This is a genomic window from Pseudomonas syringae CC1557, from assembly GCF_000452705.1.
GTDB classification, from domain to species: Bacteria; Pseudomonadota; Gammaproteobacteria; order Pseudomonadales; family Pseudomonadaceae; genus Aquipseudomonas; species Aquipseudomonas syringae_F.
The window spans coordinates 5,260,374-5,279,871 of the sequence record NZ_CP007014.1; the positions used below are offsets into that span (position 1 = coordinate 5,260,374).

The window sequence follows — 19,498 nt, forward strand, 5'->3', positions numbered from 1 at the left end:
CCTCTCCTATACGTGGTAGTAGCTGTCCGGAATATCGGTAATGAACATGTGGCCCGGTGCGTGGGAAATCGCAAATGGCACACGGGATGCCATGACCACCGCTTGTGGCGTGACACCGCAGGCCCAGAACACTGGGATCTCGCCGGGTTTGAGGGTCACCGCATCGCCGAAGTCCGGACGCGCAAGGTCCTTGATGCCGAGCAATTCAGGCTCGCCGACATGCACCGGAGCGCCATGCACGCCGGGATAACGACCGGTGATCCGCGCTGCTTCTGCAACCCGATCTGCTGCAATCGGGCGCATCGACACCACCATTTCGCCCTGTAGACGACCGGCAGGCCGACAGATCCGATTGCTGCGGTACATGGGCACGTTGCAGCCTTCGCTGATGTGCCGTACATCGATTCCGGCGTTCATCAGGTCGGTTTCGAAGGTGAAGCTGCAACCGATCAGAAAACTGACCAGATCGCCGTGCTGCGCCCAGGCTTCGCGGGCGTCACTGACTTCTTCGGCCAACTGGCCATCGCGCCAGACCCGATACAACGGCAGGTCGGTACGCAAGTCGGCCTGCTCGGCCAGCAGCGTGGTGTAGCTTCCCGGCTCGGTCACATCCAGCACCGGGCAGGCCTGCGGGTTGCGTTGGGCGAACAGCAGAAAGTCGTAAGCCCAATCACGTGGCAGCGTGATCATGTTGCACTGGGTCAGGCCGGGCGCCTGGCCAGCAGTCGGCGAGACAAACCCCTCACGGTAACGGGCGCGGGCTTCAATGGCTGCCTGGCGGGCGTGTTGCAGTGTGCTGTTCATGATCAGCCTCGACTGAATGCGCGGACGGTGACGCCTGCGTCGTGCAGGCGGCTTTTCAGGATGCGTGCGATGTTCACCGCGCCGGGGCTGTCGCCATGTACGCAGATGGAATCAGCTTGCAGGCTGATCTCGCGACCGTCTTCGGCCTCGATAACCCCGTCGCGCACCAGCCGCAGCATGCGTTCGGCGATCAGTTCGGCATCGTGCAGCACGGCACCGGGCCGCGAACGGGACACCAGCGTGCCCTCAGCGGTGTACGCACGATCGGCAAAGGCTTCGGCCACGCAGGACAATCCCGCTTCACGCGCCCAATCGAGCAGTGGCGAATTGGCCAGACACACCAGCTTCAAGGCCGGATCGACGCGCAACAAGGCCTGAATGACCGCCGCCGCCTGACGCGGCTCGCCAGCGATGGTGTTGTACAGCGCGCCGTGAGGCTTGACGTAACTCACCGACGTCCCGGCGCTGCGGGCCAGGCCTTGCAGTGCGCCGATCTGATAGATGACGTCGGCCATCAACTGATCAGTCGGGATGTCCATGTTGCGACGGCCGAAGCCGACAAGGTCCGGGTACGCCACGTGGGCACCAATCGACACGCCGCGCGCGGCAGCAGCTTCAAGGGTGCGCAGGATTCCGGCCGGGTCACCGGCATGAAAGCCGCAGGCCACGTTGGCGCTGCTCACCACATCGAGAATCGCTTCGTCATCACCCATGCTCCAGGCGCCGAAGCTTTCGCCGAGATCGCTGTTCAGGTCTATCGCAGGCATTTCTTGTTCTCCGGATCAGGCTGCATTGATAAAGGCAAAGATGGGACCGACTGACTTGAACGCCATGTACCACGACAACAGACAGGTCAGCACGCCCAGCACCAATAGCCAGCGAGGATAGTGGTAGCCGTCCATCATGTCGGAGCGACGCCAGCCGACGTACATGAAAATGCTCAGGCCGAGCGGCAGGATCAAGCCGTTGAAGCCGCCGGCAAATATCAACAGTGCGGCAGGCGGTTTGCCGAGCATGACGTATACGACCACGGTGATCAGAATAAAACCGACCGTCGCAAGATTGCGTGCGCGCTCGGTGATGCGTTTGGAAAACACCGTAATGAACGACATCGACGTATAAGACGCGCCGATCACGCTGCTGATACCGGCAGCCCACAGCACCAGGCCGAACATGATCAGGCCGAAGTTGCCAGCCGCCGCAGTGAACGCCTGAGCCGCAGGGTTTGCGCCCTTGCCCGATACGTCGATGACAACGCCACTGGCGACCACGCCGAGAATCGCGAGAAACAATATGTAACGGACAACCCCGGTAACCAGAATACCGGTCAGCGCCGCCTTGGACACTACATCGATGTTTTCGACCCCGACCGTGCCGCGATCGAGCAGGCGATGAGCACCGGCATAGGTGATGTAACCACCGACCGTGCCGCCGACGATAGTCGTGATGGCGGCGAAATCGACCATGTCCGGCAGGATCGTCTGGCGCAATGCTTCACCCAGCGGCGGATGCGAGGCAAAGGCGGCAAACAGAATCAGACCGACTTTCAAGGTGCCCAGTACCATCATGATGCGGTCCATCGCGATGCCTGCTCGATGCGAGGAAAATATCGCAATGGCGATCAGCGCACTCAAGGCACCGCCCCACTTGGGGTCGAGTCCTGTCAGCGCATTCAGGCCCAGGCCTGCACCGGCAATGTTGCCCAGGCTGAACACCAGCCCGCCGAAGATCACCAGCACCGCCAGCAGATAACCGCTGCCCGGAATCGCCACGTTGGCCAGATCCGCCGCACGCATTTTGGTCAGCGTGACGATACGCCAGACATTCAGTTGCACCACGAAGTCGATCAGGATCGACGCAAGAATGCCGAAGGCAAAGGCCGCCCCGAGCGTTGCGGTAAAGGTGGCGGTCTGGGTCAGAAAGCCAGGGCCGATGGCAGACGTCGCCATCATGAAGATCGCGGCAATCAGTGAGGCGCGGCGCGCTTTGGTGAACTCATTGGCAGTCTGTGTCACAGCGGCATTCCTGAGATGAGGGATACTCTGCCTGAGCAATCACCATGCCAAGGCTCAGTCAACGTGCCCAAGCTGTAGATGTATAACGATAATATTGTTGAACAATGTAATATCCATCACCCCTCCAAATGCACCACATTGTTACTCTCTCCCTCATATGTGCTACCCGATGAAGCGCATACCGCCCATCCTCCTTGCCAGCCATCAAGCTCTCGTGGAATATCAAAGCCGCTTTTCCCTTACTGGATCCTTTATGAATGACGCCCCTCTCTCCCTGCCCCGTACGCGTGGAGAATCCCTCACCCAGGAACTGCGCAGAATGCTGGTGGAAGGCGAACTGGTCCCCGGACAACGGCTGTCGGAAGCGGCATTGGCGGAGAGCCTGCAGGTTTCCCGCAACACCCTGAGAGAGGCGTTCAGAGTCCTGACCCGCGAAGGCTTGCTCAAGCACGAACCCAACCGTGGCGTGACGGTCGCCGAACCGGATATGGCGTCGATCATCGACATCTACCGTGTGCGCCGCTTTATCGAATGCACAGCCATTGCCCAGGGCTACCCGCAACACCCTGGCGTGCGGCACATGCGCGCGGCGGTCGACGCCGGTATCAAGGCCCGCGAAGCCCGCGACTGGGTGGCGGTCGGCACGGCCAACATGATGTTCCACAAGGCAATCGTCGAGCTGGCGGACAGCCCGCGACTGGTCACGTTTTACGGGCAGATTTCGGCAGAATTGCGCCTCGCGTTCGGGCTGCTGAACAATCCCGAACTGCTTCACTCGCCTTATCTGGACATGAACGCCGCTGTTCTCGGCTGTCTTGACGCCGGCCAGACCGACGAGGCGACGCGTATGCTCGAAGACTATCTGGTGCAATCGGAACGTACGATTCTGGCCGCTTTCCAGCGCAACCGAACCGGCAGTCAGGCCTGACACCTGATCGCCAGAACTACCACTGATGGCTTGGGTCTACGGGTTCTGAGCGCTGAAACCCGCCCGACGAGCCACACAGGCCGCCGTTCCGTTGCACGCCTGAAACTCTCCTCTGGAGGCGAAACGCTGTGAAAGCACTCGACGAACTCATTTTCGACAATCGCTTTGCCCGCCTGGGTGATGCGTTTTCCACCCATGTCTTGCCGGAGCCTATTGATGCGCCGCGACTGGTGGTCGCCAGCACGTCAGCGCTGGCATTGCTGGATCTGGCCCCGGAACAGGCTGACTTGCCGCTGTTCGCAGAGATTTTCAGCGGCCACAAGCTCTGGTCAGAGGCTGAACCACGGGCGATGGTGTATTCCGGCCATCAGTTCGGTTCCTATAATCCGCGTCTGGGCGATGGCCGCGGTCTGTTGCTGGGCGAGGTCTACAACGACGCGGGCGAGCATTGGGATCTGCACCTGAAAGGCGCCGGCAGAACGCCGTATTCGCGAATGGGCGATGGGCGTGCCGTGCTGAGGTCATCGATCAGGGAGTTTCTGGCTTCCGAAGCGCTGCATGCGCTGGGCATTCCCAGCAGCCGTGCGGGTTGTGTGGTCAGTTCCAGCACGCCGGTATGGCGCGAAACCCAGGAATATGCCGCCATGGTGCTGCGTCTGGCGCAGAGCCATGTGCGTTTTGGCAGCCTTGAATACCTGTTCTACACCAAGCAGCCTGAGCACTTGGAGACGCTGGCCGAGCATGTGCTGACGATGCACTACCCGCAGTGTCAGGAACAGCCGGAACCTTACTTGGCGATGTTTCGCGAGATCGTCGAGCGTAATGCCGAGTTGATCGCCAAGTGGCAAGCTTATGGGTTCTGTCACGGGGTGATGAATACCGACAACATGTCGATTCTGGGCATTACCTTCGATTTCGGTCCGTTTGCGTTTCTGGATGATTTCGATGAGCACTTCATCTGCAATCACTCCGATCACGAAGGGCGTTATTCCTTCAGCAATCAAGTGCCCATTGCGCAATGGAACCTCAGCGCGCTGGCGCAGGCCTTGACGCCCTTCATCAGTGTGGAAGCGCTGCGCGAGGCAATTGGCCTGTTTTTGCCGCTGTATCAGGCGCATTACGTGGACCTGATGCGCCGTCGTCTGGGCCTGACGGTTGCCGAGGAGCAGGATGACAAACTGGTCAGCCGTTTACTGCAATTGATGCAGAGCAGCGCGGTTGATTACACCTTGTTCTTCCGCCGACTGGGCGATCAACCGGCCAGGGAAGCGCTGCGTGTGTTGCGCGATGACTTCGTCGACATCAAGAGTTTTGATGGCTGGGCCGAAACGTATCTGGCGCGTATCGCCCGCGAAGACAACGGCACCGAGGAGGACCGTCAGACCCGCATGCACGCGGTCAATCCACTGTACATCCTGCGCAACTACCTGGCGCAGAACGCCATCGAAGCAGCTGAAAAAGGCGACTACGCAGAAGTCCGTCGCCTGCACCAGGTGCTCTGCAACCCCTTCACCGAACAACCCGACATGCAAGGCTACGCCCAGCGCCCACCGGACTGGGGCAAGCATCTGGAGATCAGTTGCTCGTCGTGAGGGCCACACACCCGTAGTGCCCATGGAGCGTGAGGAACGATAGGCGTAGAACACTATCGTGCCCATGCTCCGCGTGGGCATGCCGTTCTGGACGCTCTGCGTCCGCTCTTGAGTGCGCAGCGTGGCGCAGATTTGTGACGCGGAGCGTCACCCAGGGCATTCCCAAGCCGGCGCGATAACCTCAGCTATCGTGCGACGCTCTGCGTCCGGTCGAGAGGTGTCCGGAAATCAACGCTAGAGCACAAGCCCCGTGTCCACCCACCACTGCTCCAGCCCTTCCAGGTCGGGGATGCGGGCGACGGTTTCACCTATCTGTACGGCGGCGAGCTCCAGTTCGGCCAATGGCACGTCGACGTAGCTCAGCTGGCTATCGACTTTGCAGGAACGCGGGATGCCTTGGGTCAGCAGCGCCAGGAAGCGGACCTCGTTGCGTCCGCCGAGCGCATTGAGCACTACGATTCGGGCTCGGCCTCCGACCCGTGTGCGTCCTCCGCAGGCGGCTTCGAAGCTGAGCAGCGGCAAGGTCAGTTCGCGCCAGCTGATCGGCCCCAGATACCATTCGGGGGCGTCCGGACCGGCACTGCAATCCTGATAGTCGATCAACTCGGCAACCGCGACGTTCGGCACCAGCAGATGGCGGTCGCTCAGCGGCAACAACAGCCCGGTCAGGCTGGTGAGACGGCTGGTCTGGAACGTACCTTCAGACATGGACCTGACTCCAGTAGGCAATGCTCTCCAGCAACACGGTTTCCTGATAAGGCTTGCTCAGGTACTCGTTGACACCCAGCGCCATGGCCCTGTCACGGTGTTTCTGGCCGGAGCGAGAGGTGATCATTATGATCGGCAGCCCCTTGAGTTCTTCATCCTGACGAATCTGACTGGCGACTTCAAAACCGTCCATGCGCGGCATTTCGATGTCCAGCAACATGATGTCGGGGGTGTGTTCCTGCAATAAGCTCATGGCGTCTATCCCGTCCTTGGCGGTCAGCACGTGCATGCCGTGCCGTTCGAGCAAGCGGCTGGTGACTTTGCGCACGGTCACCGAATCGTCCACGACCATCACCAGCAGCGGCCGGGCGTGCTCGACTTCGCTGTACGAGACAGGCGTCAGCCCTCGGAACGGCAGGCCCTGCAAGGTTCGAATCTGCGCCATGAGGTCCAGAATCAGCACCACACGGCCATCGCCCAGAATGGTCGCGCCGGAAATACCTTGCACGCCGGAAAACTGCGCGCCAAGGCTCTTGACCACGATTTCTCGCGAACCAGCCAGCGCATCGACCTGCACTGCCACCCACTGATCCTGCAAATGCACCAGCAACACCGGCAGCGGCTGCAACTGGCCGACCAGCCTCGGCGGGCTGTTGCCCAGCAGTTCGCCAAGGTAGCGCAACTCGTAGCTGCGCCCGCCATATTGATAACGCGGCGGAACGGTCTGGTAGTAGGCGTCCAGTTCGTTGGCCATCACCCGCACGATGCCATCGACGGTATTGAGCGGCACCGCATACTGCTCTTCGCCGCAGGTCACCATCAGCGCACGGTTGACCGACACCGAAATCGGCAGCCGGATACGGAAACGCGTGCCTTTGCCGGGCACCGAGTCGATGACCATCGAGCCGCCCAGTTGCTTGACCTCGGCATGCACCACGTCCATCCCGACCCCGCGTCCGGAAATCTGGGTGATGATCTCGCTGGTGGAAAAACCTGCCTGAAGGATGAACGGCAGTACTTCGTGATCGGACAGGTCGGCGGCCGGATCAATCATGCCGCGCTTGATGGCCTTGCGGCGCACCGCCGCCAGATCGACACCCGAGCCGTCATCGCTCAGCTCGATCACGATATCGCCGCCTTCATACATCAGTTCCAGACTGATTCGGCCCTGCTCCGGTTTGCCGGCGGCAACACGTTTTTCAGTGCTTTCAAGACCATGATCGACGGCATTGCGCAGCATGTGCTCCAGCGGTGCGACCATGCGCTCCAACACGTTGCGGTCCATTTCCCCCTCGGCATTGCCGACCTCGAAATGGACTTTCTTATTCAGCTCCGAAGCCACTTGGCGCACCACACGACGCAAGCGCGGCACCAGCCGCTCGAACGGCACCATGCGCGTACGCATCAGGCCTTCCTGCAACTGGGTGTTGACCCTGGCTTGTTGTGACAACAGGGTTTCTGCGTCACGGGCGCGGGCGCCAAGGGTTTCCTTGAGGTCCATCAGGTCGGACGCGGACTCGAACAGCGCACGCGACAATTGTTGCAGCTGGGAATGGCGGTCCATTTCCAGCGGATCGAATTCTTCATAACCCAGGCGCTCGGCCTGGACCTGTTCGCGGCTGAGAATCCGCCCCTGGGTTTCCATATCAAGGCGCCGCAGTTGATCGCGCATCCGTTCGATGGTGGTTTCCATCTCCACCAGCGCCACCTGCGCATCCAGCATCTGCTGTTCGATGCGCCCGCGGAAGATCGACGTCTCGCCTGCCAGGTTGACCAGATTTTCCAGCTGTTCGGCGGGCACCTTGACCATTTCCGGGCCGCCGCGCTCGGTGTCGGCGTCGGCAACCGGTGCGACCGTCACGACAGGTTCCGCAGCGACTTCCAGTGGGGCAGCAACCGCCACCCTGGCACCCGGCTCAAGACTGGCCAGGGCGCGGATCTTGTCGATCAGCAACGTGGCGTCGGGCATCGGCTTGTCAGTACGCACGGCATCGAGCATGTCGGCCAGTACGTCATGACCGCTCTGCAACAGGCCGATCATCAGTGAGTCAGGCTGCATGCTGCCCGTGGACAGCCCTTCGTAAAGCGTTTCCAGCTCGTGCGCGAGATCGCCGATGGGCGCGATTTCAACCATGCGCGCGCCGCCCTTGAGGGTGTGCAGGTCGCGCAGCAGGTTCTCGACTTCCAGCAGGTTGTGCGGATCGGCCTGCCAGCGGACCAGCGCTGCACCGGAGCTCTCGATGATGTCGAAACCTTCTTCGAGGAAGATTTCGCGCAGCTCGGTATCATGCTCGGGCGGCTCGTCGCTCACCTCGGAAGGTACTGGCACCTCAGGCTTTGCATGCCCAGTGTTACGACAGTTGCCCAACGCTTCGATCAACGCCGAAGGATCGCTGAGCGCTTCATGCCGATACAGTTGTTCCAGCAGGATTGCCAGGTGGTCATGGCTCTCATGCAGTAATTCCGCCAGCTCGGGAGAAAAACTGATACGCCGGTCGATCAGGCCCTCGTAGAGGTTCTCCAGTTCATGCGCGAGGTCGCCGACCTCGACCACCTCGGCCATCCGTGCTCCGCCCTTGAGGGTGTGCAGATCACGTTGCAGCGAGCTCAACGGCGCCGGGTTTTCCGGTTCAGCCAGCCAGCGTTGCAAGGCCTGTCCTGCGCTGTCGAGGATATCGACGGCTTCTTCCAGGAATATCTCGACGATCTCGTCGTCCAGGCTGGAGGCCTTGAGCTGCACTTCCTCTCTGGCCAACTGCTCGGTCGCCGCGTTGAGCTCTGTCACGCTCAAGGTGTGCTGGCCATCGCTCTTGATCAGGCCGGTTGCCGATGGGTCCAGTGCCTGAGCCAGCAACTCGTGCAGGGCACGCACGCATTCCGGGCGGGGCTCGACATCCTGACCGGCCGCCACTTGATCAAGCATGTTGATCAAGGCTTCGTGGGCGTGCTCCGCCTCATCGAAAAACCGCTCGCTGACCGCCAGACTGCTTTCCTCGACAGCGCCATACAGGTCGAGCAAGGCCTCGCACAGCTCATCCACCTGAGGCAGATCGGCCAGGTGTGCGCCATGCCCGAGCGTCGTCAGTTCGTCGAGCAGTGCGCTCAACTCCTGACGTTCACCAGGGTGCTGACGCCAGCGCCGCAACAGGTTTTCGGCGTCGAGGACGATGTCCATGCCTTCGGCCAGAAAGCTGGCAATCAGCTGGGGATTGCGCTTGATGCGCAGCCCATTTTCCGACTCGCGCAGCACCGCCGCGAGTCGGTCGTCGAGCAGCATATGGGCAGCCTCGATCACTCCGGCCGCGCCGGGCATTTCGGCCAGCGGCGTTGTGTCCAACTGCTCCAGGCCTAGGCGAAACAGCGGTTCGGCGCTGCGCAACAGGTCCAGTTCCGGCGCACCGATGTCGATCAGGTTGGCCTTGTACTCACGCACCAGTTGATCGAGCGGGCTGGCCAGTTCGGCAATCGGCAACACCCCGGCCATGTGTGCGCTGCCCTTGAGCGTATGCAGGGCGCGCAGCACGCTGTCGCTGATCGATGGCGAACTCGCTTGCTCGGCCGTGTCGAGAAAGCGGCTCAAGGTGCCCAGATGGCCCTGCGCTTCCTGACGGAAAATCTCCAGCAATTGCGGGTCGAGCGTCTCGCCTGACGCGTGATCATCGGGCGTGGCCAATGAGGGCGGTTCAAGACCATTGGCCAACGCGTGGGCACGGGCCGCCAGCAGGTCGACATCGTTGCGCTGGCGTTGCGCATTCTCCGCAAAATCACGAATGACCGAGGGCAGCAGCGCCAGCACCTCGTGCATCAGTTGTTGCACTTCAAGGCCCGGCAGCACGCTGCCTTCCAGCACCCGGTTAAGCAGGTTTTCGACTGACCAGGCGAGTTCGCTGAGGATCAGCGCGCGCACCATGCGCCCACTGCCCTTGAGCGTATGAAACGCCCGGCGCACTTCGGTCAGCGCCGTACTGTCCCAATGGCCGCCGCTATTCAGCGAGGCAAACCAGCGCGGCAGGTACTCACGCAGCGCATCGAGCACTTCGTCTGCCTCTTCGAGAAAGACATCGCGCAACTCGTCGTCGACCGCCTCTTCTCCCGGCGATGGCGGCAGCAGGCTGGTCGGTACGTTACGGGCCGGCGGGTTGACCGCAGACACCGGGCTGGCAAGGACTTGAGCAATGGTTTGCGTCGGGCTGACCAGCGCCTTGCGGTCGTCCAGTTCGAGCAGTTCGTCCTGGGTGATGATTTCGTCGAGCAGTGGCACGTCAAGGGTGTCCGCTGCGGGTGAATAGCCCAGACGCGCCAGGCTCTGCTGAGCCATGTCGAGAATCTGATCACCCGGCGCCTCGTGGTCTTCGAGCATACGCTCCAGGTAATACTCGATCCCGGAGATGGTGTCGGCCAGGCAATCGAGCTGCACCCAGCCCGGCCGGGTATCGTCGACCAGCAGGTGTTCCTGGATGTATTCGTTGCAGGCCGCCAGCAGGCTGGCCGCACGCGCCAGCGGGATCATCGCCAGCGCACCGCGCACCTGCACCAGCAGGGCACAGAGAGGATCGAGCCGCTGCCGGTCCCACTCGCCGTCGATGTAGTCGACGATCACGTCCTTGGCCTGCTGCAACACAGTGCGCGCTTCGCGAATCACCAGTTGATGGATCTGCGTCAGGTCGGTGGTCGGCAAACGGCTCTCTTCGCGGCTGGACGGCTCGCTGCTGCCCGCCATGCCCGCGAGCGTCGACTCGACGTACAGCAAGGCCCCCGCCACATCCATCAGCGCGGCATCGCTGGGCTCACGCTGCCCCTGGGCCAGCCCCAGCACGACGCTCAGTTGATCGATAATCACCTTGCGTGGCTGGCCAAAACCCAGCACCGCCAGGGTGTCGGCAATCTGCCGCAGCGGTGGCAGCAAGGCATTGAGTTCACTGACGTGCTGGCGGTCGCCGCGCACGAACACGTCGAGCCGTTCCTTGACCCGCACCAGTCCTTCGCACAAGGCCACGATCACCGAGCGCATGGCATCACGGTCAGGCCCGGCCATCCGCGCGCGCTCTTCATCGACCACGTCGTTGCCGGGCAAGGCGTCCGCCAGCGCGTACTGATCCTTGAGATCGAGCATCTTCGGCGCCACGCTGTCGGATTTGGCGATGTAGAACAGCAGGCTTTTCAACAATTCTTCAGGCGCCGGCTGGTTGATGCCGGTGACGCCCTGTTCAGTCAGACGCTTGAGTTCCTTGTCGGCATCCTTCAACAGGCTGCGCAGCGCCGGGCTGTTGGTGAAATTGCCATTGAGCATGGTTTCGACCAACGCCGTGGCGATTCGCCAGAGCGGGCCCAGTGGCGCGTCTTCACACAGTTGCTCCAGCCGGGCAAACACCTTGGCCATGTAACCGAGCTGGGTCTGCACGCCCTGCTCGCGCATCAGGCCGGCCAGTGCGGCCTGCAAGGTCTGGCGCAGTTTGCGTAACAGGTTCGGCAGCTCCGGCGTGTTGCGGCGTGCCAGTTCGTCATCATCGAGCGGTGGGACACTGACCAGTTGCGGGGCGAACAGACTGGTTTCCGAAAGCAGGCTTTCGCCCCGTGCACTGCGCAGGTCATTGAGCAGCGGCAAGACCACCAGTGGCAGGTCGCGACGTGCGGAATGTATGCGCTCCAGATAAATCGGCAGCTGGCTCATGGCCTGAATCAACAGCTGTTCGGACTCTACCGGATGACTCACGCGATTCTGCTGCACCGCCAGCGCCAATTGCTCGATTTCTTCGGCCAGCAGCGCGGCACCATAGAACTCGATCATTTGCAGGCTGCCGTGAACCTGATGCACCAGGTCCAGGCAGTCGGCCATCGCCGCACTGTTGGTCGGGTCTTCTATGAAGGTGTCGAGCGCCTGGCGTGCCTGACGAAGCGTCTCGGCGATCTCGCCCTTGAGCCATTCAAGAGCGACGTAATCGTGACGATCAGCCATGACGATTTCCGCCTGTTATCCGATCAAGATTGTTCATTTTTTGAACATCATCCGATCTTCTTCGATGGTGGCAGGGTGAAGCCCGATACCGAGCGCCGCATTTCACTGGCCATTTTCGCCAGGTTACCAATGCTCTCGGCCGTCGCCGCAGTGCCCGAGGTGGTCTGCGAGGTGGTCTGCTGAATCACAGTCATGGTCTTGGAAATCTGCCCGGCAGACTCGGCCTGTTGATGGGCGGCGTCGGTGATACTTTCGATCAGCTCGGCCAGCACTCTGGAAACCCCTTCGATTTCGCCGAGTGCCACACCGGCGTCCTGCGCCAGCCGCGCGCCACGCACCACTTCGCTGGTGGTCTGCTCCATCGAGATGACTGCCTCGTTGGTGTCGTTCTGGATGGCCCGCACCAGGGTTTCGATCTGTTTGGTCGCAGACGACGAACGCTCGGCCAGCCGCTGCACTTCGTCGGCCACCACCGCAAAGCCTCGCCCGGCATCACCGGCCATGGAGGCCTGAATCGCTGCGTTAAGCGCCAGAATATTGGTCTGGTCGGCAATGTCGTCGATCAGGCTGACAATATCGCCGATTTCCTGCGAAGACTCACCCAGCCGCTTGATGCGCTTGGAGGTGTCCTGAATCTGCTCGCGAATGTTGTCCATGCCATGAATGGTGTTATGCACCACTTCGTTGCCCTTGTTGGCAATCGCCACCGAGCGCTCTGCCACCGCCGAGGACTCCGAGGCGTTGGCCGAAACCTGATCGATAGACGCTGCCATGTCGTTGACGGCAGTCGACGCCGCACTGATCTGCAACGCCTGATGCTCGGAGGCCGCAGACAGCTGCATGGCCGTGGCCTGGGTGTCGGTGACCGCGGACGCGACCTGCTCGGCCGTGAGGTTGATGGTCACTACCAGTTCGCGCAGCCGGTCGATGGAATAGTTGATGGAGTCGGCAATCGCGCCGGTAAAGTCCTCAGTCACCGAGGCAGTTACCGTCAGGTCGCCGTCGGCGAGGCTTTCGATCTCGTCCAGCAGACGCATGATCGCGTTCTGATTTCGCTCGCTCTTCTGTGCGGTTTCGCGCAACTGCCGATTGGTCTCCCGGACCATCACCAGACCGATCAGGATGATCGACATCAGCGCCAGCAGACCCAGCACATAACCGCCGACGGTGTTAATGGTGCGGCGTTTGGCCAGATTTTCCAGGCTGTTGGCAAGTACCGAGGTTTCATCAAGCAGGGTTTGCGACGTGTTGAAAATGTTGCCGGACGCCTCACGCACCTGATACAGCTCGGGCGAGGTTTCCAGAATCTCGTCCACCGAACCGGACACGAACTCGAACAGCTCGGCAATTTCCGCCAATCGCGCCCGCGCATCGCGGTCTTCGACCTGAGAAATGCGCAGCGTTGCGTTGCCTTCCAGCATGCCGTTCAGCACGCGGCCGAACTGGCTGGCGTCGCGGCCAAATGCGTCGGCCGCCTGAACTGCCGTTTCGTCACCGGCCAGCACAGTATTCACCGAGCCCAGAATACGCTCGGCCAGCAACGCCTGGCGCTGGGCAACCACCACCTGCGCAGCGGGCGCACGGCTTTGCAGGAGGATCTCGACGACTTTCTCGTACTCGGCCTGCAATTGCGGGATGGTTTCCGCCAGCGTGGCGGCCACCTGGTGCAGCGACAATACCGTCTGCTCGCTGGCCAGGATCACGTCTGTGCTCTTGCGCAGCCCTTCCCAGTCTTTCTGAACGGTACGCAACTCTTCACGGATCAGATCCGGTGCAGCCGGCAGCCCGGTAGCCGGGTCGCCTTTTCTCAGGTAACCCCAGCGCACGTCGAAATCGTTGCGGGCGTCGGCCAACAACTTGAACGCCGGGGTTTTGCCCGCCGCCGCTTCAGTGGCGTTTTTCGCAATACGCTGGGACAGAACGCGCAATTCGCCAGCATGCCCGATGTATTGCTTGTCGTAGTTCGACTGCGTGTTGAGGTAAGCAAAGTTGGCGAACAACAACATGATGAAAACGATGAGCGCGACGAACAGCAGAATAATCTGCGTCCTGCTTCGCGCACCTTCCAGTGACCTGCCTGTATTACCCATTAATCAGGCCCCCGCCTAAATCCAAATCAGATGTAAAACAACCAGGCTCGCATTCTAGGACGCCAGGTCCATGAAATCCCCGGACTGCACGACGGCCCACGGGCTGAATACCTGCCAGGCCTGCTCGCGAATGAATTGCCCGCGCAGAAAAGGCACCAGGCGCTGCTCCATCTCTTGTGGTATCTGGGGTATGAGGCTCGGCTGACTGAAACGTTGCATGCCGAACACCTCGTCCACCAGCAGACCGGTGAACAGCTCGTTGTGCTCGACAACCATGACCCGCCGCTGCCTGCGGACCGGCACCAGCTCATGACCGAAGAAGCCGCACAGATCCATGATCGGCAGCAGTCGGCCACGCAGGTTGGCGACGCCCACCACCCAGGGTTTCACGCCCGGTATCGCGGCAGAGCGGGGTTCATGGAGAATTTCGGCGATTTCGCCAATAGGCGCCACAAAACGCTGCTCGCCCATGCGGAAACCGATGCCGATCCAGTCCTGCTGATGGGCTTCCTGCAACGGCAGGCCAGCCGCCAGCGAACGGCAGCGCCGATCCATGTCCAGCAGCAGTTCAAAGGCGGTACGAGGCTCGGCCATGGTAGTCCCGGCAATCAGCCGGCCAGCACCGCATTCAGGGTTTTCATCAGGGTTTCTTCATCCACCGGCTTGGTCAGGTAATCCCGCGCGCCCTGGCGCTTGCCCCATACCTTGTCGGTTTCCTGATCCTTGGTGGTGATCATGATCACCGGAATCATGCTGGTGTCGGCATCCTTGGTCAGCTGGCGCGTAGCCTGAAAGCCGTTGAGGCCCGGCATGACGATGTCCATCAGTACGGCATCGGGCTTTTCCTGACGGGCCAGAGCCACACCGTCAGCACCGTTTTCGGCTTTCAGCACTTCATGACCGTGCTTTTCCAGCATGCCGGTGAGTTTGTACATTTCAGTCGGCGAGTCATCGACGATCAATATTCGAGCCATGGGTGTTCCCCGTCAGATTACAAGCGCGCGACACAAGGCGCGGGCGTCACGATAGATGTTGTTCTGCTGCAACGAAACCCGGCACATGAGCCTTGATCGCGCTGAGCAGTTCTTCCTTGTTGAAAGGCTTGGTCAAAAACTGGTCGGAACCGACGATCCGCCCTTTGGCCTTGTCGAACAGCCCGTCCTTCGACGACAGCATGATGACCGGCGTGGACTTGAATGCCCGGTTGTTCTTGATCAGCGCGCAGGTCTGATAGCCGTCCAGACGCGGCATCATGATATCGACGAATATGATTCGCGGGTGGTTATCGGCGATCTTGGCCAGGGCGTCGAAACCGTCTATCGCAGTGATGACTTCGCAACCTGCGTTTCTGAGCAGCGTTTCGGCGGTGCGGCGGATGGTCTTCGAGTCATCGATGACCATGACTTTCAAGGCGGAGGCGTGTTGTTCCATGAGCTGCTCTTCCATCGCCGCAGCGAATTTTTGCGCATTCTGCGAGGCACTGGGAGCCCGACGGTATCGATACAATGATCCGCAGGGACCGAAGACCGGATGCCGAGCCTTTTTAGCACACTCTCCAGACGCAATCCATAAAGTGCAACGTGGCAGGCCTGCCCCTTGACCGGGAGCAATCGGAGCGCCACCCTGATGCCAATTTTTACGGCCATCGCGGCCCTTACCGATCAGAGGATATTGCCCATGAGCGTTCGCCTAGGGATTGTCATGGACCCCATTGAGCGCATCTCCTATAAAAAGGACAGCTCGCTGGCCATGCTCCTTGCCGCACAGGAACGCGGCTGGTCGCTGTTCTACATGGAACAGAAAGACCTTTACCAGAACGCTGGCCAGGCCCGCGGGCGCATGAAGCCGCTCAAGGTGTTCGCCGATCCGGCCAAATGGTTCGAATTCGAAGCGGAAATCGACACAGGCCTTGATGATCTGGACGTGATCCTGATGCGCAAGGACCCGCCGTTCGACATGGAATTCGTCTACACCACCTACCTGCTGGAACAGGCCGAGCGTGATGGCGTGCTGGTGGTCAACAAACCGCAGAGCCTGCGTGACTGCAACGAAAAGCTGTTTGCAACGCTGTTTCCGCAGTGCACCCCGCCGACGCTGGTCAGCCGCCGCGCCGACATCATTCGCGAATTTGCCGAGCAACAGGGTGACGTAATTCTCAAACCGCTGGACGGCATGGGCGGCGCGTCGATCTTCCGCCATCGTGCGGGCGATCCCAACCTGTCGGTGATCCTCGAAACCCTGACCGCCCACGGCACACAGCAGATCATGGCGCAGGGTTACCTGCCCGCCATCAAGGACGGCGACAAGCGCATCCTGATGGTCGATGGTGAGCCGGTGCCGTACTGCCTGGCGCGAATCCCGGCAGCGGGCGAAACGCGTGGCAATCTGGCGGCTGGCGGCCGTGGTGAAGCACGACCGTTGAGCGACAAGGACCGCTGGATAGCCGAGCAGATCGGCCCGACCCTGCGCGAAAAAGGCCTGTTGTTCGTCGGCCTCGACGTGATCGGCGAGCACCTGACCGAAATCAACGTCACCAGCCCGACCTGCATCCGCGAAATCGACAACGCTTTCGGCACCAATATTGGCAGCCTGTTGATGGATGCGATCGAGAAGAAGCTGGAAGCGCGCAAGGCCTGATCGGTTGCTGAAGCCGTTGTACGGGTAACCCCGTCAACGGCGAAGGCAATCCCTTCGTCCGATCCGTAACCAGGCTGTACCGCACATTGCGTTATCATGCGCCACCTGTGACACGACACGGATTTTGACATGCAGGCTGACGAAATGCTGAACCGCCGATGACCTCCATGGCCCGAAACGAACTCCCCCTCGAACTCACCAACGTGGGTGTACGCCCGGCTGATCGCTTGGGTTTTACCCTGCTGATTGCAGCGCTGATTCACCTGGTGATCATCCTTGGCGTGGGCTTTACCTACGTCAAACCGGAACATATCTCGCAGACGCTGGAAATCACCCTCGCTACGTTCAAAAGCGAAGAGAAGCCCAAACAGGCGGATTATCTGGCGCAGGACGATCAGCAAGGCAGTGGCACCCTGGACAAGGCCGAAACGCTCAAGACCACCGAGCTGGCGCCGTATCAGGACACCAAGGTCAACAAAGTCACCCCGCCCCCGGCCAGCAAGCCAGTGGTCAAGCAGGAAGCGCCGAAGACTGCCGTCGCGACGACCGCGCCCAGCCAGCAGAAAACCGTCGCCAAGCGCGAAGAGGTCAAGCCTGATCCTGCGACCAAGGCCGCGCCAACGTTTGACAGCTCGGAACTGAGCAACGAAATTGCCAGCCTTGAAGCCGAACTCTCGAACGAGCAGCAGGCGTACGCAAAGCGCCCGAAGATCCACCGCCTCAACGCGGCCTCGACCATGCGCGACAAAGGTGCCTGGTACAAGGATGACTGGCGCAAGAAGGTCGAGCGGGTCGGAAACCTGAACTACCCTGAGGAAGCACGCCGCAAGCAGATCTACGGCAATTTGCGACTTCTTGTGTCAATCAATCGGGATGGTTCGCTGTACGAAGTGCTGGTGCTGGAGTCCTCGGGACAACCGCTGCTGGATCAGGCCGCGCAGCGAATCGTGCGTCTGGCTGCGCCTTTTGCACCGTTCACCGGCGATCTGGCAGACATCGATCGGCTCGAGATCATTCGCACCTGGAAATTTGCACGCGGCGATAAACTCTCCAGCAACTGATATTTTTACCCACGGATGCTTTACAGGTATAAGTGCCAGTTGTCAGGCCAGTAACACGACGCCAAACTAGGACTCATGAAAAAAGTCTCTCCGAGTTATCTCAAGCACCAGTTCCTGATCGCCATGCCTCACATGCACGACGAGAACTTTGCTCAGACCTTGACCTACGTTGTCGAGCACAACGCCAATGGAGCAATGGGGCTGGTGATCAACCGCCCGCAAAGCCTGACCCTGGCGGATGTACTTGAACAACTGCGCCCGGAGCTCCCGGCGCCGAAGCGCTGCCAGGAAATCGCCATTCATTCCGGCGGCCCGGTGCAGACTGATCGCGGCTTCGTCCTGCACCCCAGCGGCCAGGTGTTCCAGGCCACGGTCGCGCTGCCGGGCGGAATCTCACTGTCCACCTCGCAGGACGTATTGTTTTCCATCGCTGACGGCTATGGCCCTGATCAAAATGTGATCACCCTCGGCTACGCCGGATGGGACGCGGGCCAGCTGGATGCCGAAATGGCCGACAACGCCTGGCTGACCTGTTCGTTCGACCCGGCCATCCTGTTCGATGTCGACAGCGAGCAGCGTCTGGATGCCGCCGCCAGACGCCTGGGCATTAACCTCAACCTGATCTCGACCCAGGCAGGGCACGCTTGATGGCCGCATTACGGCTGCTGCTGGGCATTGATTACGGTACCAAACAGATCGGCGTTGCCGTCGGCCAGGCAATTACCGGCCAGGCTCGCGAGCTGTGTACGCTCAAGGCACAGAACGGCGTGCCGGACTGGGACAAGGTCCAGGCGCTGATTAGCGAATGGAAACCTGACGCGATCGTGGTCGGCCTGCCGTTGAACATGGATGGCACGCCCAGCGACATGAGCGCCCGTGCCGAAAAGTTTTCCCGCAGGCTCAACGGACGCTTTGGTGTAACGGTCTACACCCATGATGAACGCCTGACCACCTTCGAAGCCAAAGGCGAGCGCATGGCACGCGGCGGCCAGAAAGGCAGCTACCGGGATAATCCGGTGGACGCCATCGCCGCTGCGCTGCTGCTGCAAGGCTGGCTGGACGCGCACCCCGAGCTGTTGAATGTGTGACTTTTACACGCCCTGTCGCTTCGAGATATACGCATCAGACGTTATCGCTTGAGCAATGCGCCATGGATGGACGCTGCCCGAGCCTCAAAGGAGCAACCATGAGCCTGCCCAATCCCGCCGAACTGATTCGTCAGATGGCCACTGACCTGAACGCTCATCTGAGCAAGCGCGACATCAGCGAGCCCCGTTTCATTGGTATTCGCACGGGTGGCGTGTGGGTCGCCCAGGCGCTGCTCAAGGAGTTGGACACGCCTTCGCCGCTCGGCACCCTGGACGTGTCGTTCTACCGCGATGATTTCAGCCAGAACGGTCTGCACCCGCAAGTGCGCCCTTCGGAACTGCCTTTCGAGATCGAAGGCCAGCACCTGGTGCTGATCGACGACGTGCTGATGAGCGGCCGCACTGTCCGCGCCGCGCTCAACGAACTGTTCGATTACGGCCGCCCGGCCAGCGTCACGCTGGTCTGCCTGCTGGACCTGGACGCCGGTGAACTGCCGATCCGCCCGAATGTAGTCGGCGCAACCCTGTCGCTGGCCCCACACGAACGTATCAAGCTGTCCGGCCCCGAACCGATGGCGCTCGAACTTCAAGACCTCTCCACCGCCCTTTAAGAGTCCAT

Annotated in this window: 16 protein-coding genes; 7 read left to right on the forward strand and 9 right to left on the reverse strand. The window is 60.9% G+C overall.

The window, feature by feature from the left end:
• Positions 1 to 6: 6 nt before the first annotated feature.
• From N018_RS23145 to N018_RS23155, 3 genes are read right to left on the reverse strand one after another with little or no spacing between them, the layout of a single operon-like run.
• Complete coding sequence (locus N018_RS23145) at positions 7 to 804, reverse strand: putative hydro-lyase (RefSeq protein WP_025390853.1); 798 nt, start codon at positions 802 to 804, stop codon at positions 7 to 9.
• A gap of 2 nt (positions 805 to 806) precedes the next feature.
• On the reverse strand, positions 807 to 1,571 hold the full coding sequence (locus N018_RS23150; RefSeq protein WP_025390854.1) for a LamB/YcsF family protein: 765 nt from the start codon (positions 1,569 to 1,571) through the stop codon (positions 807 to 809).
• 15 nt (positions 1,572 to 1,586) lie between these two features.
• Entirely contained in the window at positions 1,587 to 2,819 is a 1,233-nt protein-coding gene (locus tag N018_RS23155; RefSeq protein WP_024645429.1) for an NRAMP family divalent metal transporter, read from the reverse strand.
• Between the two features lie 253 nt (positions 2,820 to 3,072).
• Here N018_RS23155 and N018_RS23160 point away from each other — a divergent pair, with 253 nt between their 5' ends.
• Together N018_RS23160 and selO are read left to right on the forward strand one after the other, a co-directional pair.
• On the forward strand, positions 3,073 to 3,747 hold the full coding sequence (locus N018_RS23160; protein WP_080265721.1) for a GntR family transcriptional regulator: 675 nt from the start codon (positions 3,073 to 3,075) through the stop codon (positions 3,745 to 3,747).
• 128 nt (positions 3,748 to 3,875) lie between these two features.
• Positions 3,876 to 5,339 (forward strand): protein adenylyltransferase SelO, encoded by a 1,464-nt coding sequence (gene selO / locus N018_RS23165; protein WP_025390855.1) that lies wholly within the window; start codon positions 3,876 to 3,878, stop codon positions 5,337 to 5,339.
• Between the two features lie 234 nt (positions 5,340 to 5,573).
• Here the strand turns inward: selO and N018_RS23170 are convergent, their stop codons facing one another.
• The 6 genes from N018_RS23170 to pilG are packed head-to-tail and all read right to left on the reverse strand — an operon-like array spanning position 5,574 to position 15,524.
• Positions 5,574 to 6,047 carry a chemotaxis protein CheW gene (locus tag N018_RS23170; protein WP_024645432.1) on the reverse strand — a complete coding sequence of 158 codons (474 nt, stop codon included), beginning with the start codon at positions 6,045 to 6,047 and terminating at the stop codon, positions 5,574 to 5,576.
• Complete coding sequence (locus N018_RS23175) at positions 6,040 to 12,003, reverse strand: hybrid sensor histidine kinase/response regulator (protein ID WP_025390856.1); 5,964 nt, start codon at positions 12,001 to 12,003, stop codon at positions 6,040 to 6,042. The genes N018_RS23170 and N018_RS23175 overlap by 8 nt, the downstream gene beginning before the upstream one ends.
• A gap of 47 nt (positions 12,004 to 12,050) precedes the next feature.
• Positions 12,051 to 14,093 carry a methyl-accepting chemotaxis protein gene (locus N018_RS23180; RefSeq protein WP_024645434.1) on the reverse strand — a complete coding sequence of 681 codons (2,043 nt, stop codon included), beginning with the start codon at positions 14,091 to 14,093 and terminating at the stop codon, positions 12,051 to 12,053.
• Between the two features lie 54 nt (positions 14,094 to 14,147).
• Positions 14,148 to 14,687: a chemotaxis protein CheW gene (locus tag N018_RS23185; RefSeq protein WP_024645435.1), complete on the reverse strand. Its 540-nt coding sequence runs from the start codon at positions 14,685 to 14,687 to the stop codon at positions 14,148 to 14,150.
• 14 nt (positions 14,688 to 14,701) lie between these two features.
• A complete protein-coding gene (pilH, locus tag N018_RS23190; protein WP_003316741.1) occupies positions 14,702 to 15,067 on the reverse strand; it encodes a twitching motility response regulator PilH in 366 nt (121 codons plus the stop codon).
• 46 nt (positions 15,068 to 15,113) lie between these two features.
• Positions 15,114 to 15,524: a twitching motility response regulator PilG gene (gene pilG, locus N018_RS23195; RefSeq protein ID WP_007252030.1), complete on the reverse strand. Its 411-nt coding sequence runs from the start codon at positions 15,522 to 15,524 to the stop codon at positions 15,114 to 15,116.
• Between the two features lie 246 nt (positions 15,525 to 15,770).
• Here pilG and gshB point away from each other — a divergent pair, with 246 nt between their 5' ends.
• The 5 genes from gshB to pyrR all read left to right on the forward strand — a co-directional run bounded on the left by gshB (position 15,771) and on the right by pyrR (position 19,490).
• On the forward strand, positions 15,771 to 16,730 hold the full coding sequence (gene gshB / locus N018_RS23200) for a glutathione synthase (protein ID WP_025390857.1): 960 nt from the start codon (positions 15,771 to 15,773) through the stop codon (positions 16,728 to 16,730).
• Positions 16,731 to 16,888: 158 nt separating this feature from the next.
• Positions 16,889 to 17,791 carry an energy transducer TonB gene (locus tag N018_RS23205; RefSeq protein WP_024645437.1) on the forward strand — a complete coding sequence of 301 codons (903 nt, stop codon included), beginning with the start codon at positions 16,889 to 16,891 and terminating at the stop codon, positions 17,789 to 17,791.
• 75 nt (positions 17,792 to 17,866) lie between these two features.
• Positions 17,867 to 18,439 carry a YqgE/AlgH family protein gene (locus N018_RS23210; RefSeq protein ID WP_024645438.1) on the forward strand — a complete coding sequence of 191 codons (573 nt, stop codon included), beginning with the start codon at positions 17,867 to 17,869 and terminating at the stop codon, positions 18,437 to 18,439.
• The gene (gene ruvX / locus N018_RS23215) at positions 18,439 to 18,879 is read left to right on the forward strand and encodes a Holliday junction resolvase RuvX (protein WP_024645439.1); all 441 of its coding nucleotides are present in this window, start codon (positions 18,439 to 18,441) and stop codon (positions 18,877 to 18,879) included. Before N018_RS23210 ends, ruvX begins: the two co-directional genes overlap by 1 nt.
• 98 nt (positions 18,880 to 18,977) lie before the next feature.
• Positions 18,978 to 19,490, forward strand: coding sequence for a bifunctional pyr operon transcriptional regulator/uracil phosphoribosyltransferase PyrR (gene pyrR / locus N018_RS23220; protein ID WP_024645440.1), 513 nt, complete (start codon positions 18,978 to 18,980; stop codon positions 19,488 to 19,490).
• The last annotated feature ends 8 nt before the right edge of the window (positions 19,491 to 19,498 follow it).

What these genes read in the sequence shown, in the direction of transcription:
- N018_RS23145 (WP_025390853.1), bottom strand. Translation starts at nt 804, where the DNA reads ATGAACAGCACACTGCAACACGCCCGCCAGGCAGCCATTGAAGCCCGC.
- N018_RS23150 (WP_025390854.1), bottom strand. Translation starts at nt 1,571, where the DNA reads ATGCCTGCGATAGACCTGAACAGCGATCTCGGCGAAAGCTTCGGCGCC.
- N018_RS23160 (WP_080265721.1), top strand. Translation starts at nt 3,073, where the DNA reads ATGAATGACGCCCCTCTCTCCCTGCCCCGTACGCGTGGAGAATCCCTC.
- N018_RS23170 (WP_024645432.1), bottom strand. Translation starts at nt 6,047, where the DNA reads ATGTCTGAAGGTACGTTCCAGACCAGCCGTCTCACCAGCCTGACCGGG.
- N018_RS23175 (WP_025390856.1), bottom strand. Translation starts at nt 12,003, where the DNA reads ATGGCTGATCGTCACGATTACGTCGCTCTTGAATGGCTCAAGGGCGAG.
- N018_RS23180 (WP_024645434.1), bottom strand. Translation starts at nt 14,093, where the DNA reads ATGGGTAATACAGGCAGGTCACTGGAAGGTGCGCGAAGCAGGACGCAG.
- N018_RS23185 (WP_024645435.1), bottom strand. Translation starts at nt 14,687, where the DNA reads ATGGCCGAGCCTCGTACCGCCTTTGAACTGCTGCTGGACATGGATCGG.
- pilH (WP_003316741.1), bottom strand. Translation starts at nt 15,067, where the DNA reads ATGGCTCGAATATTGATCGTCGATGACTCGCCGACTGAAATGTACAAA.
- pilG (WP_007252030.1), bottom strand. Translation starts at nt 15,524, where the DNA reads ATGGAACAACACGCCTCCGCCTTGAAAGTCATGGTCATCGATGACTCG.
- gshB (WP_025390857.1), top strand. Translation starts at nt 15,771, where the DNA reads ATGAGCGTTCGCCTAGGGATTGTCATGGACCCCATTGAGCGCATCTCC.
- N018_RS23205 (WP_024645437.1), top strand. Translation starts at nt 16,889, where the DNA reads ATGACCTCCATGGCCCGAAACGAACTCCCCCTCGAACTCACCAACGTG.
- N018_RS23210 (WP_024645438.1), top strand. Translation starts at nt 17,867, where the DNA reads ATGAAAAAAGTCTCTCCGAGTTATCTCAAGCACCAGTTCCTGATCGCC.
- ruvX (WP_024645439.1), top strand. Translation starts at nt 18,439, where the DNA reads ATGGCCGCATTACGGCTGCTGCTGGGCATTGATTACGGTACCAAACAG.
- pyrR (WP_024645440.1), top strand. Translation starts at nt 18,978, where the DNA reads ATGAGCCTGCCCAATCCCGCCGAACTGATTCGTCAGATGGCCACTGAC.